The organism is Algibacter sp. Ld11, from assembly GCF_045066735.1.
In the GTDB taxonomy this organism is placed as follows: domain Bacteria; phylum Bacteroidota; class Bacteroidia; order Flavobacteriales; family Flavobacteriaceae; genus Algibacter.
This window is the reverse complement of record NZ_JBISHH010000025.1, coordinates 575,914-596,958: the sequence shown is the minus strand read 5'-3', so window position 1 is coordinate 596,958 and position 21,045 is coordinate 575,914. Positions and strand designations below refer to the sequence as shown.

At 33.1% G+C, this 21,045-nt stretch carries 14 protein-coding genes; 4 read left to right on the top strand and 10 right to left on the bottom strand.

Features of this window, described 5'->3' with window-relative positions; translation table 11 throughout:
• Window positions 1-68: 68 nt before the first annotated feature.
• The gene (locus ACJJV4_RS16230; protein WP_405296342.1) at window positions 69-1,970 is read left to right on the top strand and encodes a DUF1080 domain-containing protein; all 1,902 of its coding nucleotides are present in this window, start codon (window positions 69-71) and stop codon (window positions 1,968-1,970) included.
• A 17-nt stretch (window positions 1,971-1,987) separates the two neighbouring features.
• The gene (locus ACJJV4_RS16225) at window positions 1,988-3,961 is read left to right on the top strand and encodes a plastocyanin/azurin family copper-binding protein (protein ID WP_405296340.1); all 1,974 of its coding nucleotides are present in this window, start codon (window positions 1,988-1,990) and stop codon (window positions 3,959-3,961) included.
• Between the two features lie 110 nt (window positions 3,962-4,071).
• On the opposite strand, the gene ACJJV4_RS16220 is transcribed toward ACJJV4_RS16225, so the two are convergent.
• The 4 genes from ACJJV4_RS16220 to ACJJV4_RS16205 all read right to left on the bottom strand — a co-directional run bounded on the left by ACJJV4_RS16220 (window position 4,072) and on the right by ACJJV4_RS16205 (window position 9,897).
• Window positions 4,072-4,911, bottom strand: a complete 840-nt coding sequence (locus tag ACJJV4_RS16220) for a cupin-like domain-containing protein (protein ID WP_405296551.1) — start codon at window positions 4,909-4,911, stop codon at window positions 4,072-4,074.
• A 198-nt stretch (window positions 4,912-5,109) separates the two neighbouring features.
• Window positions 5,110-7,347 (bottom strand): cytochrome C, encoded by a 2,238-nt coding sequence (locus tag ACJJV4_RS16215; protein ID WP_405296338.1) that lies wholly within the window; start codon window positions 7,345-7,347, stop codon window positions 5,110-5,112.
• A gap of 284 nt (window positions 7,348-7,631) precedes the next feature.
• Complete coding sequence (gene azu, locus ACJJV4_RS16210; RefSeq protein WP_405296336.1) at window positions 7,632-8,141, bottom strand: azurin; 510 nt, start codon at window positions 8,139-8,141, stop codon at window positions 7,632-7,634.
• A gap of 163 nt (window positions 8,142-8,304) precedes the next feature.
• Entirely contained in the window at window positions 8,305-9,897 is a 1,593-nt protein-coding gene (locus tag ACJJV4_RS16205; protein ID WP_405296334.1) for an NADP-dependent glyceraldehyde-3-phosphate dehydrogenase, read from the bottom strand.
• A gap of 357 nt (window positions 9,898-10,254) precedes the next feature.
• Here ACJJV4_RS16205 and ACJJV4_RS16200 point away from each other — a divergent pair, with 357 nt between their 5' ends.
• The gene (locus ACJJV4_RS16200) at window positions 10,255-11,118 is read left to right on the top strand and encodes a glycosyl transferase family 90 (RefSeq protein WP_405296332.1); all 864 of its coding nucleotides are present in this window, start codon (window positions 10,255-10,257) and stop codon (window positions 11,116-11,118) included.
• Here ACJJV4_RS16200 and ilvA read toward each other — a convergent pair.
• From ilvA to ilvD, 5 genes are all read right to left on the bottom strand, one after another.
• Entirely contained in the window at window positions 11,110-12,375 is a 1,266-nt protein-coding gene (gene ilvA, locus ACJJV4_RS16195) for a threonine ammonia-lyase IlvA (RefSeq protein WP_405296330.1), read from the bottom strand. The two genes, ACJJV4_RS16200 and ilvA, sit on opposite strands and share 9 nt — an antisense overlap.
• Before the next feature lie 111 nt (window positions 12,376-12,486).
• Entirely contained in the window at window positions 12,487-13,962 is a 1,476-nt protein-coding gene (gene ilvC, locus ACJJV4_RS16190) for a ketol-acid reductoisomerase (protein WP_405296328.1), read from the bottom strand.
• 12 nt (window positions 13,963-13,974) lie between these two features.
• Window positions 13,975-14,511, bottom strand: a complete 537-nt coding sequence (gene ilvN, locus ACJJV4_RS16185; RefSeq protein WP_405296326.1) for an acetolactate synthase small subunit — start codon at window positions 14,509-14,511, stop codon at window positions 13,975-13,977.
• Between the two features lie 21 nt (window positions 14,512-14,532).
• Window positions 14,533-16,269, bottom strand: coding sequence for a biosynthetic-type acetolactate synthase large subunit (ilvB, locus tag ACJJV4_RS16180; protein WP_405296324.1), 1,737 nt, complete (start codon window positions 16,267-16,269; stop codon window positions 14,533-14,535).
• A gap of 39 nt (window positions 16,270-16,308) precedes the next feature.
• Window positions 16,309-17,991, bottom strand: coding sequence for a dihydroxy-acid dehydratase (ilvD, locus tag ACJJV4_RS16175; RefSeq protein WP_405296322.1), 1,683 nt, complete (start codon window positions 17,989-17,991; stop codon window positions 16,309-16,311).
• 686 nt (window positions 17,992-18,677) lie between these two features.
• On the opposite strand from ilvD, the gene metK reads away from it, so the two are divergent.
• Window positions 18,678-19,931 (top strand): methionine adenosyltransferase, encoded by a 1,254-nt coding sequence (gene metK / locus ACJJV4_RS16170; RefSeq protein WP_159019508.1) that lies wholly within the window; start codon window positions 18,678-18,680, stop codon window positions 19,929-19,931.
• 128 nt (window positions 19,932-20,059) lie between these two features.
• Here the strand turns inward: metK and ACJJV4_RS16165 are convergent, their stop codons facing one another.
• Window positions 20,060-20,506: a protein-disulfide reductase DsbD domain-containing protein gene (locus ACJJV4_RS16165; RefSeq protein ID WP_405296319.1), complete on the bottom strand. Its 447-nt coding sequence runs from the start codon at window positions 20,504-20,506 to the stop codon at window positions 20,060-20,062.
• Window positions 20,507-21,045: the final 539 nt, after the last annotated feature.

The following is a 21,045-nucleotide window of genomic DNA, read 5'->3' as shown; positions in this document are numbered from 1 at the left end:
GAACAACTCGTAAAAATTAAAAGCACATACTTTTACATAAGTTAAAAAAACCAACACCATCTAAACTTATGAAAAACAAAATGCTTTTTCTTTTTATTTTTTCACTGATACTTTCTTGCGAAAAAAAAGAAACCAAACCAATAGAAACGGTTAGTAAGAAAAAAGAAATCCAAAACATCTTACCGTTTACTCGTATTGAATTAAAGGATTTATCTCATTTTAAAGTAACTACTAAAAACTGGCAAATAGCCGAAAATGTAGTTACCGATAGAAGTAAAGACAAAACACTTATACCATTTGAAGGCTCGGGGATATTAGTAAACACAAACGACCAAGAGAAAAATGGGCATTTATTTTCTAATTTCGATCACGGCGATATTGAGTTAGAATTGGATGTTATGATGCCAATAAAATCTAATTCAGGTATCTATTTTCAAAGTAGATATGAAATTCAATTATTCGATAGTTGGGGGGTAGACCATCCAAAATACAGCGATATAGGTGGCATTTATCAAAGATGGAATAAAGATGCTGAAAAAGGAAAAGAAGGTTACGAGGGACACGCCCCTCTAGTAAATGCTGCCAAAGCACCCGGTTTATGGCAACATTTAAAAGTTATTTTTCATGCGCCAAAGTTTAACAATAAAGGGGAAAAGATAAAAAATGCATGGTTTGAAGAAGTTAGACTAAATAATATTTTAATTCACAAAAACATAGAGGTTACTGGCGCTACTCGTGCTAGCGCCGCAAAAGAGGAAGTACCTTATGCTCCTTTAATGATTCAGGGGGACCACGGGCCTATTGCTTTTAAAAACATAAAATATAAACTCTACGAAGATAAAAATATTGGTATCAAAAAATCTGAGCTTAAAATTTACGATAACCCTAAAAAACTTTCCGTAATAAAGGACATAGAAAAGCTTAAACTTATTGAAGATTACACAACGGACTCCATTTCACCTTTAATGAGAATTAATGAAAGAGACCAAAAGGTATTGAGTTATTCAGGAAAACTAGATATCCCGACTTCAGGAGATTATTTATTTGAAACTACAGTTAACGGCGGAGCCTACTTAATTATTAAAAATGACACTGTTGTAAACATGAATGGTGATTTTGATATGAACAACACTGTGTTTAACAAAGTCCATTTAGAGAAAGGCCAAGTAACATATAATCTGGTTTACAATAAACCAATTGTGTGGCGTCGTGGTTTCGACTTTTTTGTAGAAGGTCCAAAAATGCAACGCTATTCTTTATTAAAAACAGGAACCACTACTTTAAGCTCAAAAAACCCAATAACACCAATTACCTTAAATGTTGCAGATAAACTAATTACACAACGGAGCTTTTTAAATCATAGAGGTGTTAAACGTTCTCACTGTATATCTGTTGGATTAATTGAAAAATTAAATTATAGTTTAGATTTAGAAACGGGAACTTTACTACATGTTTGGAGTGGTAATTTTCTAGATGCTACGCAAATGTGGCATTCTAGAGGAGAACATCAACGGGGAGAACCTATGGGCTTTCCAATTTCATTACATGGCGATTTAGATTTTGCTTCATTAGATTCAAAAAATGAAACATGGCCAAAAATGCTAAATGATAAAAACATGATTAAACAAATTGGTTATGAATTTAAAGATGATGGTATTCCTATGTTCTCTTTTGATATTAATGGTAATAAGATAACACATAGCTTTAAAGCCTTTTTAAAATCAAAACGAGGTATAGAACGTATTATTACCTCCAATTCTAAAACTTCAATGTGGCACAAAATTGCAGATGGAGAAAGTATAAAAGTATTAGAAAACAATACTTTCATTATAAATAACGAAAGCTATTATATCGTGTTTGAAGATGACAAAACACCTAAACCTATTCTTAGAAATAATAATGGTAAAGATGAATTATTGATCGAGATTCCAGAAGGTAATTCAACAATTAACTACAGTATAATCTGGTAAACTAAAACGCAAAAAAAATGAAGATTATCAATAAAACAATCGTAATAATAGCTGCCGTTTTAGTAAGTCAATTAGGATTTTCACAAAAAGGCAAAACATTAAATTCAGCTCAAGCAAAAAAAGAAGCTAAATACTATAAAATTGTAGACGTACCAATACCTAAAGATATTAAACTCGAAGTTGGTGGCTTAACATTAACCGATGATAATAAATTAGGCGTTTCTACAAGAAGAGGTGAATTATGGCTCATTGACAATCCATATAGCAAAACTCCTAAATTTAAAAGATTTGCACATGGCATGCATGAAACCTTAGGCTTAGCTTATAAAGACCATGGTTTTTATTTAGCACAACGTGGCGAATTAACAAGACTTGAAGATAAAAACAATGACGGCGTAGCCGATTTGTACAAAACCATCTATTCATGGCCACTTTCTGGTAATTATCATGAATATTCCTATGGTCCGAAATTTGACAAAAATGGAGACATGATATTGACTTTAAACGTATCATGGTACAAAGGCGGAAAAAGTTTTGCAAAATGGAGAGGCTGGTTAGTAAAAATCACACCAGAAGGAGAGTTTACTCCTTTAGCAGCTGGATTACGTTCTCCAGCAGGATTTGCAATTAATGATAATAACGATATTTTCTATACAGAAAACCAAGGAGACTGGGTAGGTTCCGGACGTATGTCTCATTTAGAAAAAGGAGATTTCGCAGGGCACGCAGAAAGTTTAAGGTGGACAGACGAACCAAATTCACCTTTAAAGTTAAAACCAGAAGATATTGAAAAGCAATCTGGACTTTCAATGTACGACTATGCTAAAAAACAAAAAGCCTTAAAATCTGCAGCAATTTGGTTTCCTCACACTATTTTAGGAATATCGACTTCCGATATTTTATACGACACAACCAAGGGCCAATTTGGTCCCTTTGAAGGTCAGCAATTTATAGGAGACCAAGGGCACAGTAAAATTATGCGTGTTTACATGGAAAAAGTAAATGGCGTATACCAAGGCGCAGCTTTTGGTTTCGTTGAAGGTTTTTCTTCTGGAGTATTGCGCATGATTTGGGGCAAAGACAACAATATGTTTGTAGGCATGACAAGTCGTGGTTGGGCATCTACAGGAAAAAAATCTTATGGATTACAACGCTTAGTTTGGAGCGGTAAAACACCTTTTGAAATTAAAACAATGAAAGCGCTTGATGACGGTTTTGAATTTGAATTCACTAAGCCTATCAACAAAAAATTAGCTGAAGATCTTTCGAACTATAAGATGTCTACTTTCACATACAAATACCATGACACTTACGGTAGCCCAATTGTTGACCAACAAAAAGCCATGATCCATAAGGCCGAAATTTCTGAAGATGGATTAAAAGTGAAACTAATAATTCATGGTATGCGTTTAGGTTTTATTCATCAAATAGAAATGCCTGAACTAAAATCGGCCTCTGGCGAAATGTTATTACACAACACAGGATATTACACTTTAAACGAGGTCCCAGGTGGCGAATTAAAATCGCCACAAATGCATATGGCTAAAACATCTAACAAAAAGATAGACCAACCTAAGCGAGTTAATACCATGCCATCTTCTTGGGGAGAACATGGCGCTGATGAAAAAATAGTTATTGGTACCATTCCTGGATTAAAATATGATACAGAAAAAATTACTATTAACCGAAATAGTAAAATACAACTTACCTTGAACAATAATGACGACATGATACACAACGTTGTTATTACTAAACCAGGAAAAGAAACGCCACTTAAAATTGGAGAAATGGCTCTCAACTTGGGACTTGATGGTCCTGATTTAAGTTATGTTCCGTTTAGTGATTTAGTTCTATTTCATTCCGGAACTGTGGGGCCAGAAAGTAACGAAACCATTTATTTCACATCGCCTAGCGAACCTGGTGAATACTGGATAGTATGTACATTCCCGGGGCATTCCTTCACTATGAGAACGAAGTTGATTGTAAAGTAAGAATAACAAAAGCGAATCTAAATTAAAAATAGATTCGCTTTTAATGAATTTAATATTTGATTCTGAAAGAGAGAGCTAAACCCGCGCTCTCTTTTTTTTATTTTACAATTTTAATTAAAGAAAAACTCTTTTATATTAAAAACTTTACCCATAACTACTTTATAAACTTTAATCACCCAAGTAAATGAAGTATATTTCGGGTATTGCCTATTTGCTGCTTCGTAGGTTTTATCCATAAACATATTCCAATTAAATGCATTTACATGATCTACGGCATAAGTAAGATTAAAATTATGAATATATGTTGTGTGCCACCATCCCGAAGGAATAAATATAGTCTCCCCAGCTTTAACAGTTACTTTTAAAGGTTCCGCATTTTTAAATAATGGAAACTTTTTATAATCGGGATTAGTAATATCTACTTGACTATAATTTGAAAGCACTTCTTCTGGGTACAAATAATCGGTTTGATTGGGTGGATATAAAATAAACTCTTTATCTCCAATAATCTGTGTGAGTTGCGTATGTGGCCAATTGTAATCTACATGCAACTTTGGAAAAGCACATCCTTTCCCTCCAAAAAATAGTTGCTGCTGATTATTTCTTTTAGAAAAAATATTAAGCAATAACCGACTAAAAAGCCTATTTGATTTTCCATAGTTCATTTCGGGAATAATATCAAGATATTCCGGGAAGTACTCGGGAATATCATAAATATTGGGATATGGTGCTTTGTTGTCTTCTGTAGAAGCTACACATGCATCAATTATTTCAGATAAATTATAACGTTTTCCATCAACAGTTCTGGTTATGTGATTATAATTAGATTTAAAGTACTCTGGCTTAAACTCTTCTAACTTCGTCCACTCTGCTTTATCGGTAATTACTACAGGAACAGAATTTTTAACATATTTATTATAAAATTCCTTTTCTGATAAACCATTACATATTTATATTTGAGATCTATTATTATAAGGCTTCATTTTTATTTTTTTTCTTACGGGTTAAAACCCGATATCCATACAATTTATTAATAATCAATAAATATCAAAATAAATTTTAACATTTCTATTTAAATCAAGGTTTTTTAAGCAAAAAAAGTTGGATTCCCATCCAACTTTTTTTTAACCATATTAAATAATGATTTTTTATTTATCGTTATAAAGTTCTTCTAAAGTCCAATAATCTTCTCGATCTTTTGATTGTGCTCGGGCATTTCTAACCACTTTTCTATCTACATTATCTTCGTCATTCAGAGCTCTAACATAACTAAGCACATCTGCAATCCATTCATCACTATTATCCTTTAACGGCATCATGATACCATATTCTTTACCTTCAATGGGGCCAATTAAACCATTTAACAGTATTTTACTTAAAACACCTTTATCGCCCATAACTCGTTTACTTCCAATTAAGCTTGGCGCAATAAGGCCACCATCTTCCGTAGGTAAACCTTTTAAATCGGCACCATGGCAGGTAATACATAATTGCTTATAAGAATCATACCCCTTCGTGATACTCAATCTTGCCCCTAAACTTCTTCCAGAAATTCGCTTTTTAAGTTGCGCTAACTGAGAGTCATCTTTTTTTAAACTTTCAACAACAGCATGTGAGATTATTTCATGGCTTTCATACTTTGAATTGATCATGTTAAGTAATTCCGTTGCTTTTTTATCTTTACTATAACGTAAACTTAAAGCCAATTGGTTTACAACGTTTACATCTACATCCGAAATTAATTTTTCTAAATCTTGTAGAATATCCGTATCACCTGCTCTTAATAAATTTTCGCTTAATCTAATTGCGGTAAGTCTAACACGATAATCTTCATCTTGAAATTTTTCAGTAATTAAAGTTTTATCAATATTATCTAAACCTTCAAGTGTCCAAAGAGCAGTAACACGTTCTAAACCAAAATCTTTATCGCTATTAAACAAGCCATCAAAAAACGATGTATTATCTCTAGCTATATCTTGTAATTCAGGAATAACTGTTTCATCACCTCTCAAAACTATTAATTTTTGAGCCGTGTTTCTATACCAACCATTAGGATGCCCTAAATACGCTATTAAGTCTGAAGCCTTCTGTCCTATTAAGTTAGGTTTTTTATCGAGTTCGATATCTTCATGAACAATTCTATAGATTCTTCCTTTACCGATATTTTTGTCCAACTTTTTTCTCTCAATAACCGGCCTTAAAAAACTTCCTTTTTTAGTCCAATTACTTTCTTGAATAATACCGCGATACATATCTACAATATAAAGTGCACCATCAGGACCAGTTTTGGCTTGTAAAGGTCTAAAGTTTAAATCTGTCGATGCCATAAACTCAGCTTCATCATAAGCATTATATACTACCTTTTTACCATTTTCGTTTTTAATTATGGCTCGACGAATCAATCTACCTACAGGTTCTGGAATAAACAGATTTCCATATAAATTTGAAGGCAATTTATGTCCTCGATATATTTCTTGCCCTGCAGTTCCAGTAAAATGGTTAAGTGTACCATCTTCTCTTAATCGCTTTGGCCCTCCTTGAACATCTGGAGTTCCTACTACCGGCCAAGGTTGTACGAAGCCTTCAGCAAGCCTACCTTTTGCATTAAACTCTCCGTATACTGGTGGCTGTTGAAATCCATATGCTGGATTTTCACTACCTGCAGACGAGTAATACATATTTCCTAAATCATCTTGAGTAAGTCCCCATTGCCCTCTATTTGGCATATTTTCTAAAGAGTCTACCTCTACTTTCCCATTACTCTTAAACTTAAATCGAATAGGGTTATAAGTTGTATACAACCAGTTGTCTAAATTCCATATAAGCCCGCTTTGTTGGTGTTCTAGGTTTCCACCACGACGGTTTGGATTATAATAAACACGTTCTTTTTTATCTGCTACACCATCACCATCGGTATCCTTATAACTCCATAAATCATAAGAAAATGTTTCATTAACAATCAATTCATTTTCAAGAGGCAAAATCATTCGTGGCAATAATAGACTATCAATAAAAACGGTGCTTTTATCCATTTTACCATCACCATCTAAATCTTCAAGCATCTTAATTTTACTTATAGATCTATTAGTTCCACTACCATCAACATCTTGCATGTATGTATTCATTTCCGCAACATACATACGTCCATTTCCATCCCATGCTATGGTTACTGGTTCGTCAATCATCGGTTCACTAGCAACTAACTCTACTTTATATCCTTCCGGTAAATAAAAGGTTTTCATACTTTCTTCTGGTGAAAGAAATTCTGAGGAGGCCTCTTTTACTATTTCTGGTTTTTCATAAATCTTGTCTACGTACTCTTTTTCCCTACAATTATAGAAAGACAATAAAACAAGTACTAAAGCACTAATATTTTTAATTTTCATGTTTGGTTAGTTTTTTTTGTTTAAAGCATATCATTAGAAACAATGCTATACTTAAAGATGTAAAATTATAATGAAAACAAGTTTATAACGATAAACTATAGTTTTATGACTGTAACTTATGATTCACAAAAAAGATTTTCGTCTTTACCAGAGATAATGAAAGAGCAAAAACCGCTATTGAGATTTAAGCCACCTTCTTAAAAAAAAGACAAAGCTCCGCTCGGTGTTTAAAACATAATATTAAAAACACTTCACTTTTTTAACTTCTTATAATCTTGGCCGTTTTACTCTACTATTAATTTCCCTTTCATGATAACATAATGCCCAGGAAAACTACATAAAAAATCGTATGTTCCAGGTTCGGGAGCATCAAACTCTACTATAGATGTTTCGCCAGCACCAACAATATCAGTATGAGCAATAACATCTTTACCATTATCAGGAATATATTGTGTTGCTTTGGCTGTAGCTGCTTTATTTCCAAATGCCGAAAGACTTACCCCTTTTTTAAGTAAAACAAAATTATGTCCCATGACATTTTTATCCATTTTACCAATATGCTTTAAAGTAATTTTAATTTTCTCGCCAGCTTTTACTTTAATTTCTTTTTTATTAAACTGCATGGCATCATTACCTGTAATAACCACGTCGTTGGGGTTGCTTTCAACTGTTTTAACAACCTCTGTTTTTTTCTCATAAGAAAAACCTTCTTTCTTTTTTTCTTCTTTACCTCCACATCCTATTAATACTACTGCAGAACACGCAGCTACTAATACATACTTTGCTATTTTCATCTTACTTTAGTTTAAATTAAATTTTTACGGGAACCTATAATGTATCAAATATACATATATAAAGGCTTCTAGTAGTGCAATATTTTTCACTGAAAAATTCTGCACTACTAGAAGCCTAAAGATAAAATTATTTTATGAGTTAAATGATATGCTTTTCTTTAGATTACAAAATATAATCTGTACTAATAAAGTTAGATGTTTTCTTTTCTAACAACTCTTTTAAAATTGCATTGTTGTAAGCATTATCTTTTGATGCCACAAATGTTCTAATTGAAAAAGAACGCAATGCATCATGTACACTTAATGTTCCATAAGCCGAATCTTTTCGCCCTGTAAAAGGATAAACATCTGGGCCACGTTGACAAGAACTATTTAAGTTTACACGACAAACTAAATTAACCAAAGTATCTATTAACGGTGATAACGTATGAACATTTTGACCAAATAAGCTAACTTGCTGTCCGTAATTAGATTCTGCCATATCATGAAGTGGCTCTTCGATATCCGAAAAAGAAACAACAGGCACTACAGGCCCAAATTGTTCTTCTTTAAATACACGCATATCTTTTGTAACCGGATAAAGTACTGCTGGAAAAATAAAGTTTTCGGTAGTTTCTCCTCCTTTTTTATTTAATATTTTAGCCCCTTTCTCTTTAGCGTCATCAATTAATTCTTGAATATAACCTGGCTTTTCTATTTCTGGAAGCGGCGTTAATTTTGCTCCATCTTCCCATGGGTTTCCAAATTTAAGTTGATCTACCTTGAAAGCAAATAATCTATTAAATTCTTCAACTACAGATTCATGAACATATATTACTTTTAAAGCAGTACAACGTTGTCCGTTAAAAGAAAGAGTTCCTGCAATGCACTCTTCCACTGCCAAATCTAAATCGGCATCTGGTAAAATAATTGCTGGATTTTTAGCTTCTAAACCTAAAACCATACGCAGCCTATTTCCCTTTGGATGTTGGGCTTGTAATGCATTTGCAGATTTACTATTACCAATTAAGGCCAAAACATCAACTTTACCCGATTGCATTATTGGAGTTGCCAAAACACGACCACGACCGTAAACAATATTAACCACACCTTTTGGAAAACTATTCTGAAAAGCTTCTAATAAAGGAGAAATTAATAAAACACCTATTTTAGCCGGTTTAAAAACGACAGGATTCCCCATAATTAGCGCCGGAATTAAAAGTGTAAAGGTTTCATTTAAAGGATAGTTATAAGGTCCTAAACACAGCACCACTCCAAGCGGCCCACGACGAATATGCGCATAAACACCAGAATTTTTTTCGAATTTTGCGGAGTCTCTATCAATTTGCTTATAAGCCTCTATAGTATCGTAAATATAGTCTACTGTTCTATCAAATTCCTTTTGAGAATCTGGTAGGTTCTTCCCAATTTCCCACATTAAAAGCTTTACAACTTCTTCACGCTTGGTTTTCATTTCTTCAACAAACTTTTCCATACAAGCAATTCTATCAATCACCTTCATGGTAGGCCATAATCCTTGCCCTTTGTTGTATGCCGTTGTTGCAGACTCTAAAGCTTCCAAAGCTTCTGCCTCTCCTAACTGAGGAATTGTGCCTAGTACCGTTGTTTTATAATCTTTAGTCGATGAAATAGTAGAATAAACTTCTGCCGTTTCGCCCTCCCAATGTTTTAATTCTCCATTAACCAAATATGTAGATTGGTGTAATAATGAATTTATTTTATATTCTTCCGGAATGTCTTGAAATGTTGTTTTCATATATAAATATATTGTGTTATGTAGGATAGTAAAGGTATTAATAATTGAACCGAAACAGTACTAAAACAAATCTATTCTTCCAAAAAATAGCGAATTCTTAACACTTTAATTACATGTAAAATATTTAAATACAACTCAAACGTTTTCGACAGAAAATACACTAAAATTAACAGAAAAATAACCCCCTATTAAAACCGAAACAAATGTTTTAAAGCATTTTAGTACACTAATATTCTTTATATGCAATTATTTAAATCTCAAAAAAACAATAAGCAGATTTACTATATCAATGGCTTTTTAAAAGAAATTTATCCTTATTCTATATTTAGAAAGCGATTATGCAAAACTTTGAATAGTATGGAACGCTATAATTTAGAGTATATAAAATATCGCGTGAATTACTACAACAAACTTAACGAACCAATTTCTTTACCCGAAAAAGTTAAGCCCTTATCAGAATTAAAACTAAAAAAATATCATAAAACCTATTATTTTGATAGTCAGGAATTCTGCAGATATTTTCATCCAGACTTAAGAATAAAATTCAAATTTGGAGATATTACCAAAATCCCAAAAACACCCAGTATTGTTAAAAGCAGACCAATTACGACTCAGCAAGATTCTGCTATCCTATTTAAATTGAATAAAGTGAGGCATTTTACATTTACTAAAGATAGTAAGCCTTTTGAAAGTAAAAAAGATAAACTAATTGGTCGTGCCCATGTGCAGAAAAAGCAAACACATCGCGTTAGATTTTACGAGATGTACTTTAATCACCCTTTGTGTAATTTAGGTCAAATTAATAAAAATAATACAAACCCGGAATGGGTTAAAAAGAAGATTTCAATCGAAAAACATTTAAAATATAAATTTATTTTATGCCTAGAAGGTGTTGATGTTGCATCCAATTTAAAGTGGGTCATGTCATCAAACTCTATTGCCGTAATGCCAAAGCCAAAATATGAAACTTGGTTTATGGAAAACACTTTAAAACCTAATTACCACTATATTGAAATTAAAGAAGACTACTCTAATTTAGAAGAAAAATTAAATTATTATATCCACAACACAAACGCTTGCTTAAAAATTATTAAAAACGCCAATGCTTACGTTAATCAATTTAAAAACTTAAAAAGAGAGCGTTTAATTTCACTATTAGTTCTTGAGAAGTATTTTGTACAAACCAATCAACTTCCAAAAAGAAACCATTTATTATACTAAAAACTGAAACAAATCTGGTTTGTCGTTTAAATAATCTCCAAAAAACTTACGCGCTTTCATTTTAGCGATAAGTGGCTCCAAATCTTCAGAAGATCTTAATTGAATACCGACAACTGCTGCTCCATTTTCACGGTTTGTTTTTTTGGTATATTCAAAATGGGTTATATCATCGTTGGGTCCTAAAATATCCACAACAAACTCCTTTAAAGCTCCTGCCCTTTGCGGAAATTTTAAAATAAAATAGTGTTTTAAATTAGCATAAAGTAAGGCACGTTCTTTTATTTCGGCAGTTCGAGTAATATCATTATTACTTCCAGAAACTACACAAACTACGTTTTTCCCTTTTATTTCTTCAGCATAAAAATCTAAGGCAGAAATACTCAAAGCACCAGCGGGTTCTACCACAATAGCATCTTTATTATAAAGTTCTAAAATAGTCTGGCATACTTTTCCTTCCGGAACCGTAATCATGGCATGTAAATTTTGTTTACATATCGAGAAGTTTAAATCTCCAACCCGCTTTACAGCTGCACCATCAACAAACTTTTCAATATGCTCTATCTCTGTGTTTTTATTATTTTTAATTGAAGTAGACATAGATGGAGCTCCTTCTGGCTCAACACCAATAACTTTAGTATTAGGAGATAATACCTTAAAAACAGTTGACAATCCAGATGCTAGACCGCCACCGCCAACAGCAACAAACACATAATCTATAGGTACTGCAGTTTGTTCCAAAATCTCCAGACCAACCGTGCCCTGACCTTCTATAACCTTTTCATCATTAAATGGATGAATAAACATTTTACCCAATGCAGTACATTCTTGAACGGCTGCATGGTTTGCATCATCGAACGTATCTCCTTCAATTTTTATTTCTATATATTCGCCACCAAACATTTTTACCTGTTCTATTTTTTGGTTGGGCGTTGGAGACGGCATATAGATTGTGCCTTTTATTTTAAGCAATTTACATGATAAAGCCACACCTTGCGCATGATTTCCAGCACTAGCACATACCACTCCTTTTTGAGATTCCTCGGGAGTTAAAGAACTAATTTTATTGTAAGCACCACGAATTTTATACGAGCGTACTTGCTGTAAATCTTCCCGTTTTAATAAAATATTAGCGTCAAAAAATTCAGAATAACGAAGGCTTACTCCTAAAGGCGTGACTGCCGATACATTTTTAATAGTATCAGCAGCTAGCTCTATATTATTAAGACTCGGAAAATAGGTGTTGCTCTCCTTACTCATTGCTTTATAATTTTAAAAACCTACAAGCTTATACAGCTTGTAGGTTATATTAATATGTAAAACCTTTTAGTTCATTTAAACTAATCGGGTTTTAAAAATATGTTTAAAGAATTAAACTATTGGCTTCATAGCCGTCATAGATGCTCTTAAGAATGTACCAACTTTTTCAACTGGGTGATTTCTTAAGGCTGCATTTATTTCAATTAATTTAGCATTATCAACACCTTCACCATTACTTGTTGCGAAAGGCTTACCGATAATATCTGTATCAACAGTCTTCATGAAATCTGCTAATAAAGGCTTGCAAGCGTGATCGAATAAATAACATCCGTACTCAGCAGTATCAGAAATTACAGCGTTCATTTCGTATAATTTACGTCTTGCAATAGTATTAGCAATAAGTGGAGTTTCGTGTAAAGATTCGTAGTATGCAGAAGCTGCAATAATTCCAGAATCCGTCATAGCTTCAAAAGCTAATTCTACACCTGCTCTTACCATAGCTACCATTAACACGCCATTATCATAAAATTCTTGCTCAGAAATTTCAACGTCACCAGCTGGAGTTTTTTCAAATGCAGTTTCTGCTGTTGCAGCTCTCCACCCTAATAAATCTTTATCATCGTTAGCCCAATCTGCCATCATTCCTGCAGAAAAACGACCTTCAATAATATCATCCATATGCTTTTGGAATAACGGGCGCATAATATCTTTTAATTCTTCTGAAAGTTCGAAAGCTTTTATTTTTGCTGGGTTAGATAAACGATCCATCATGTGAGTAATACCACCATATTTAAGACCTTCTGTAATAGTTTCCCAACCGTATTGAATTAATTTGGAAGCGTAACCAGTATCAATTCCTTTTTCAATCATTTTATCGAAACAAAGAATCGAACCTGTTTGAAGTAAACCACATAAAATAGTTTGCTCTCCCATTAAATCAGACTTTACTTCAGCAATAAAAGATGATGCTAAAACACCTGCTCTATCTCCACCAGTTGCTGCGGCGTAAGCTTTTGCTTGTGCCCAACCTTTTCCTTCTGGATCATTTTCTTCGTGTACCGCAATTAAAGTTGGCACACCAAAACCACGCTTATACTCTTCACGAACCTCAGAACCTGGAGACTTAGGTGCCACCATAATTACCGTAAGGTCTTCACGAATTTGCATACCTTCTTCAACAATATTAAAACCATGAGAATAAGATAATGTCGCTCCTTTTTTCATTAAAGGCATTACTGCAGTTACTGCATTAGTATGTTGCTTATCTGGTGTTAAGTTTAACACTAAATCTGCAGTAGGAATTAACTCTTGGTAAGTACCAACAGTAAAACCATTATCACTTGCGTTAATAAAAGATTGACGTTTTTCTGCTATAGCAGCATCACGAAGTGCATAAGAAATATCTAAACCAGAATCTCTCATGTTTAATCCTTGGTTTAATCCTTGTGCGCCACAACCTACTATGACAATTTTTTTACCTTTTAAAGCGTTTACACCATCTTCAAATTCTGAAGAGTCCATAAATCTACATTTCGATAATTGATTTAATTTATCTCTTAATGATAAGGTGTTAAAATAATTTCCCATTTTTTAATTTAATTAGTATTTATTATTGAAGGCATGCAGCACTTCTGTTACTTTCATTTCGTCTTTAGTTACAGCAATACGTCCAGAACGTACAAATTGCATAATACCAAATTTGGTTAATTCTTTACGCAATGCTTCTATTTCATTACGGCGTCCAGATTTTTCTAAAACAAAAAACTCTTTATTTACCGTTACAATTCTAGCATAACTTTCTTTTATTAAATTCTGAATTTGAGGTTCATCAAACAATAATTCAGATTTAATTTTGAACATACTAGATTCTGTAAAAATAGTATCTTCTTCAGTATGATAAAATGCACGAATAGTTTCTACTTGCTTTTCTATTTGCTTAACTATTTTAATAGCCTGCTCTTCACAAATATTTACAACTATCACAAAACGATTTACACCATCGATTTCCGATTGTGAAGTTGTTAAACTCTCTATATTTATGTGTCTACGTTGAAAAATAGCTGAAATACGATTTAATAATCCGATATTATTCTCGGTATAAATTGAAATCGTAAATGATTGTATATCTTGATTCATTTTATTTTAGATCTTAATTTATTAGCACAATCTTACTTCTGATACGGAAGCTCCAGTAGGAATCATAGGAAAAACATTTCCTTCCTTTTCCACACATACTTCTAAGAAATACGATTCTTTAGATTCAATCATTTCCTTAACAGCATCGGCTAGCTCTTCTCGCTTTACAACTTTTCTAGCTTTAATATAATATCCTTCTGCAATAGCTACAAAATTAGGATTTGTCATCTCTGTAGAAGCATAACGTTTATCAAAAAACAGTTGTTGCCATTGGCGTACCATTCCTAAAAACTCATTATTTAACACCACTATTTTCACTGGTGTTTTTTGCTGAAAAATAGTTCCTAATTCTTGTATATTCATTTGGAAACCACCATCACCAATAATAGCAACAACTTCACGTTCTGGAGCTGCCATTTTAGCCCCAATAGCCGCAGGAAGAGCAAAGCCCATTGTACCTAAACCACCTGAAGTAATATTACTTTTTGAAATATTAAAATCCGCATAACGGCAAGCAATCATTTGGTGTTGCCCAACATCCGAAACTATAGCCGCATTACCTTTTGTTTCAATATTTATTTGTTTAATAACCTCGCCCATAGTTAAACCTTCTTTACTTGGCGTAAGATCTTCTTTTATTACTTTTTCAAATTCAATAGCATACAAGTCTTTGAATTCTTGTAACCATGCATCGTGTGAATTTGTTTCTAATAAAGGTAATAACTGTGATAAGCTATCTTTAGAGTTTCCTAAAACCGCAATTTCAGTTTTTACATTTTTATCAATCTCTGCTGGATCAATTTCAAAATGAATCACTTTAGCCTGCTTAGCGTACGTATTTAAACTACCAGTTACACGGTCGTCAAAACGCATACCAATAGCAATTAAAACATCACATTGATTCGTTAAAACATTTGGAGCATAATTACCATGCATACCAACCATACCTACATTTAAAGGATGAGATGTTGGGACAGCTGAAGCTCCAAGAATAGTCCAAGCCGAAGGAATTCCTGCTTTTTCTATTACAGCTTTTAATTCTGCTTCTGCTTTACCTAAAATAACACCTTGTCCCCAAACAATCATTGGTTTCTTTGCAGCATTAATTAATTTTGCAGCTTCTTTTACGGCTTTTGTATCTGTATCTGGTATAGGATTATAACTTCTTACACCCGTACATTTTTCGTATTTAAAATCGAACTCTTCTAATTGAGCATCCTTAGTAATATCGACTAAAACAGGACCTGGACGGCCACTTTTAGCAATATAAAATGCCTTTGCAATAGCTTCTGGAATTTGAGATGCTTTAGTTACTTGGCAATTCCATTTAGTAACCGGTGTAGATATTCCAACAATATCAGTTTCCTGAAATGCATCACTACCTAATAAATGCGAAGCTACTTGCCCCGTAATACATACTAGCGGTGTAGAGTCTATTTGAGCATCAGCGATACCTGTAATTAAATTGGTAGCTCCAGGGCCAGAAGTAGCCATAGCTACACCTACTTTTCCTGAAATACGCGCATAACCTTGAGCGGCATGGGCTGCACCTTGCTCATGGCGTGTTAACACATGATGAATTTGATCTCTAAACTTATATAATTCGTCGTAAACCGGCATTATAGCTCCACCAGGGTAGCCGTAAAGAATATCTACGCCCTCTGCTAATAAACAATGAATAATTGCTTCACTACCAGAAATACGCATAGTTGTTTGCGTATTATTTGCTTGTTTTTTTATGGTTTGAGTGTCTTTCATCTCTATATATTTTCTTCTTGCTCTTGTAATCGTTACTTACTATAAATCTGTTACACAGCCTTTAGAAGCCGATGCTACAGATTTTGCATATTTATATAATATTCCTTTTGAATGCTTTAAAGCTGGTTGAACCCATTTTGCTTTTCTTTCAGCTATTTCTTCATCTGAAAGTAAAACGTTAATTGAGTTATCTTCAGCACTAATTCTAATTTTATCTCCTGTTTTTAATAAACCAATGGCTCCACCTTCTTGAGCCTCTGGAGTAATGTGCCCAACAACAAAACCGTGTGTTCCTCCAGAAAAACGACCATCAGTAATTAATGCTACAGATTTACCTAAACCTGCTCCCATAATTAAAGATGTTGGTTTTAACATTTCTGGCATTCCAGGGCCTCCTTTTGGTCCCACATATCTAATGACGACTACATCACCTCTTTCTACTTCTCCGTTTGAAATTCCAGTATTTGCAGCTTGTTCACCATCGTAAACCACCGCTTTACCTTCAAATAACAAACCTTCGTTTCCTGATATTTTTGCCACAGCACCTTCTATTGCCAAGTTTCCGTAAAGAATTTGCAAATTCCCTGAAGATTTTAATGCTTTATCCTTAGGAAATATAACGTCTTGGTCATCTTCAAAAGTAAGAGGTTCAACATCTGCTAAATTTTCAGCTAATGTTTTTCCTGTTACTGTTAAACAATCACCATGTAAATAACCATTATCTAATAAGTATTTCATTACTGCTGGAGTTCCTCCTACACCATGAACATCTTCCATTAAATATTTTCCAGATGGTTTTAAATCTGCTATTAAAGGTGTTCTATCACTAACACGTTGAAAATCTTCTAAAGTAAATTCGATATCCGCAGCATGTGCAATAGCTAAAAAGTGTAATACCGCATTGGTAGAACCACCTAAGGCATTTACTAGAGCTATAGCATTCTCTATAGATTTTTTAGTAATAATATCTAAAGGCTTTAAATCTAATTCTAAAAGGTTTTTGATAGCGATTGCCGTTCTTTCACTTTCAGATAATTTATTTGGATTCTCTGCTGGAATAGAAGAGTTATAAGGTAATGCAAACCCCATACATTCTATAGCCGAAGCCATTGTGTTTGCAGTATACATACCACCACAAGCTCCTGCTCCTGGAATAGCACTTTTAATAATTTCTCTATATTCTTCTTCTCCAATTTCACCTGCTACTTTTTGACCTAAGGCCTCAAAAGCAGAAACGATATTTAATTTTCTTCCTTTATATTTTCCTGATGCTATTGTTCCTCCATACATCATTATAGACGGACGATTTAACCTTAACATTGCAATAACGGCTCCTGGCATATTTTTATCACAACCAACAACGGAGATTAAAGCATCATAACTTTGGGCATTCATTACCGTTTCAATGGAATCAGCAATAATATCACGAGAAGCTAAAGAGTAATTCATCCCTGAAGTCCCCATAGAAATACCATCAGAAACCCCAATAGTATTAAACCCTAAACCTACTAAATTTGCTATTTTACACTCAATTTTAACTTCAGCAGCCAAGTTATTTAAATGCATATTACAAGGGTTACCATCGTAACCTGTACTAGCAATACCGACTTGGGCTTTTTTCATATCCTCATCAGTCAAACCTACCGCGTATAACATCGCTTGAGATGCAGGTTGAGATTCATCTTGAGTTAACCTTTTACTATGTTTATTGAGTTCCTTCATTTTTGTTGCGGATAATTTTATCTTTTACTGTGTTTTTATTTTAATAATTGAGGTTTTTATGAATTTCATTAAAAACTCTTCATTCCTTTAAATAATGTTCGAAATTAATTTATTAGTCATTTAAATCCATTTATAATTCGTTTTTTAGGTTAAATTCACAAACCTAAAACACCCAACAACTACTTGATTACCAGTTATTTAATTCATCATTTTTACTATGCCCAAAAAATCAAAAATTTACAATAAAAAAAGCCTTCTTTAAAAGGAAGGCTTTTTAACATATTAAGATTAAAAAAAACGTTCCAAGTGCATCATGAAATAATCACAATGACATTAATAGACGTTTTAATTAAATATTTTTTTTTCAAGATATTATAAATTCAATCGTTTCTGCCTAAAACATTCCAATATATATGAAATGCTAAAGATTAGATTCATCAAATATTCATAAATAAAACTTATTGAGCAAATATTAGGTTAAAAAACTCTAAATGAATTCGCAATTCCTTTTATTTTTCTATTTTTGCAGCCACATATAACAGAGGAAAGATTTGACTGATTGCAACCTCTTTGTACTGAATAAAGTTTCAAAAACATTGAAATTAATTTTTTACAAATAAAAATGCTAAAGGCAGTGTAAACTTCCTTCGACGTTTTCGTCAAATCTTGCTATAAAATAATATAATATGGCTTATTTATTTACTTCGGAAAGTGTTTCTGAAGGACACCCAGATAAGGTGGCGGATCAAATTAGTGATGCGTTAATTGACAATTTTTTAGCTTTTGATACCGAATCGAAAGTAGCATGTGAAACTCTAGTTACTACAGGACAAGTAGTGCTTGCTGGCGAAGTTAAATCGACGACTTATTTAGACGTTCAAAAAATCGCAAGGGATACCATTAACAAAATTGGATATACCAAAGGTGAATATATGTTTGATGGAAACTCGTGTGGTGTGCTTTCTGCAATCCATGAACAATCAGACGATATTAGCCAAGGTGTAGATCGTGGTACTAAAGAAGAACAAGGTGCAGGAGATCAAGGTATGATGTTTGGTTACGCTAGTAACGAAACAGAAAACTTTATGCCATTAGCTTTAGATCTATCTCATAGAATTCTAAAAGTTCTAGCAGAATTACGTCGAGAAAATAAAGACATTACTTACTTAAGACCAGATTCTAAAAGTCAAGTAACTATTGAATATAGCGATGATAATGTACCACAACGTATTGATGCCATTGTTGTTTCTACACAACATGACGATTTTGATGCGGATGACGTAATGCTTGCTAAAATTAGAAAAGATATAGTTGAAATTTTAATTCCACGTGTAGTTGCAGATTTACCTGAAGCTATTCAAAATTTATTCAACAACGATATTAAATATCATATAAACCCTACTGGTAAATTCGTTATTGGTGGACCTCACGGTGATACTGGTTTAACGGGTAGAAAAATTATTGTAGATACTTACGGTGGGAAAGGTGCACACGGTGGTGGTGCTTTTTCTGGAAAAGACCCAAGTAAAGTAGACAGAAGTGCTGCATATGCTACACGACATATTGCTAAAAATTTAGTAGCAGCAGGTGTTGCTAGTGAAGTTTTAGTACAAGTTAGTTATGCTATCGGTGTTGTAGAACCTATGGGAATCTTTATAGATACTTACGGAACCTGTACCTTTAACATGACCGATGGAGAGATTGCACAAAAAGTAACAGAACTGTTTGATATGCGTCCATTTGCTATTGAAGAGCGTTTAAAGCTAAGAGCACCTATATATAGCGAAACCGCTGCATACGGCCATATGGGACGTAAAAATGAAACAGTTACTAAATCATTCTCACAACCAAATGGTGAATCAATAACATTAGATGTTGAATTATTTACTTGGGAGAAATTAGATTATGTAGATAAAGTAAAAGCCGCTTTCGGATTGTAACATCTACGAGTAAAGTTTAAATAATAAAAAAAGTGATCAACTAAGTTGATCACTTTTTTTATATAACAATATCAGATACTATTTCCGTAATATTAATAAGAACATAAGTATAACTTTTAAAGGCTCAATTACTCAACCGTAAACAACAAATCCTCTTCTGTCGGAGATAAGCATCTACTATCGTTACATACCATAAAATTAACAACGCCTTCTACAGTAAAGCTTTTTTTTGTTTTAACCTTTATACGCTGTTTAAAGGTAGCCTTATCATCAAAATATTTTATCTTCATACTAAAAATAGGATCATCTACCACATGACCTTCATCTTCTTTAGTATTCCCCTTTTTAAGAAAGTTACCATTTCCATCAAAACTAAAACTCGTTGCTATAGGTCCATCCTGTGGAACCGTTTGTGAATACAAATGCCAACCAGAGTCTATAGTTGCAGTTGCTATTAAATCAAATTCAGTATCCGATACCCTATTAACTGAAGTCTTCCAATTAACAGGATCTAATATTTGAGCTTGAGTTATGTTTAAAGCTAAAACTGCAATAATTATAAATATACTTTTCATAAAATAATACTTTTCAAGATTTCCATAAATATTAAATCAACTATTGAGCCACAAATTAAAATTACAACATCCAATAAAATACACTGTTCACTATAATAAGGCTAATTACTTGGAGTAAATGTACGAAAAGTTAAAAAACCTTTTAAATTAGTTTAAAAATAGCCCGTAGATAACTATAAAACTCATTAATTCACAATTGCTGCCCTTACCAATTACATGAATCACGCACGTTATAAAAAAGAAAGTCCCTAAAAGGCGAAAACTCCAAATCATTACGATTCAGAGTTTTCATTAATTCTCCCTAAGAACTAATTAATAGCAATACAAATATAAGACAAATACTACTTACGAGAAATGCGTAGTTCTACGTATTTTTCTATTTATTAATGTATTTAACATAATAGTTCTAATATATCCTTATACAACTAGCTCATAACAAACAGAAGAATATCGCTTACGCAGAAATATAACTAAGCACATTCCCTTCTGGATTACAGTTTACCATTAATTGTTTACGTTGAGTTTATTGCAAAAAAAAT

Bases quoted from the DNA above. Each gene is read 5' to 3' on its own strand.
- ilvA (WP_405296330.1), bottom strand. From the start codon at position 12,375: ATGAGTAAGGAGAGCAACACCTATTTTCCGAGTCTTAATAATATAGAG.
- ilvN (WP_405296326.1), bottom strand. From the start codon at position 14,511: ATGAATCAAGATATACAATCATTTACGATTTCAATTTATACCGAGAAT.
- ACJJV4_RS16200 (WP_405296332.1), top strand. From the start codon at position 10,255: ATGGAACGCTATAATTTAGAGTATATAAAATATCGCGTGAATTACTAC.
- ACJJV4_RS16225 (WP_405296340.1), top strand. From the start codon at position 1,988: ATGAAGATTATCAATAAAACAATCGTAATAATAGCTGCCGTTTTAGTA.
- metK (WP_159019508.1), top strand. From the start codon at position 18,678: ATGGCTTATTTATTTACTTCGGAAAGTGTTTCTGAAGGACACCCAGAT.
- azu (WP_405296336.1), bottom strand. From the start codon at position 8,141: ATGAAAATAGCAAAGTATGTATTAGTAGCTGCGTGTTCTGCAGTAGTA.
- ACJJV4_RS16215 (WP_405296338.1), bottom strand. From the start codon at position 7,347: ATGAAAATTAAAAATATTAGTGCTTTAGTACTTGTTTTATTGTCTTTC.
- ACJJV4_RS16230 (WP_405296342.1), top strand. From the start codon at position 69: ATGAAAAACAAAATGCTTTTTCTTTTTATTTTTTCACTGATACTTTCT.
- ACJJV4_RS16205 (WP_405296334.1), bottom strand. From the start codon at position 9,897: ATGAAAACAACATTTCAAGACATTCCGGAAGAATATAAAATAAATTCA.
- ACJJV4_RS16165 (WP_405296319.1), bottom strand. From the start codon at position 20,506: ATGAAAAGTATATTTATAATTATTGCAGTTTTAGCTTTAAACATAACT.
- ilvC (WP_405296328.1), bottom strand. From the start codon at position 13,962: ATGGGAAATTATTTTAACACCTTATCATTAAGAGATAAATTAAATCAA.
- ilvB (WP_405296324.1), bottom strand. From the start codon at position 16,269: ATGAAAGACACTCAAACCATAAAAAAACAAGCAAATAATACGCAAACA.
- ilvD (WP_405296322.1), bottom strand. From the start codon at position 17,991: ATGAAGGAACTCAATAAACATAGTAAAAGGTTAACTCAAGATGAATCT.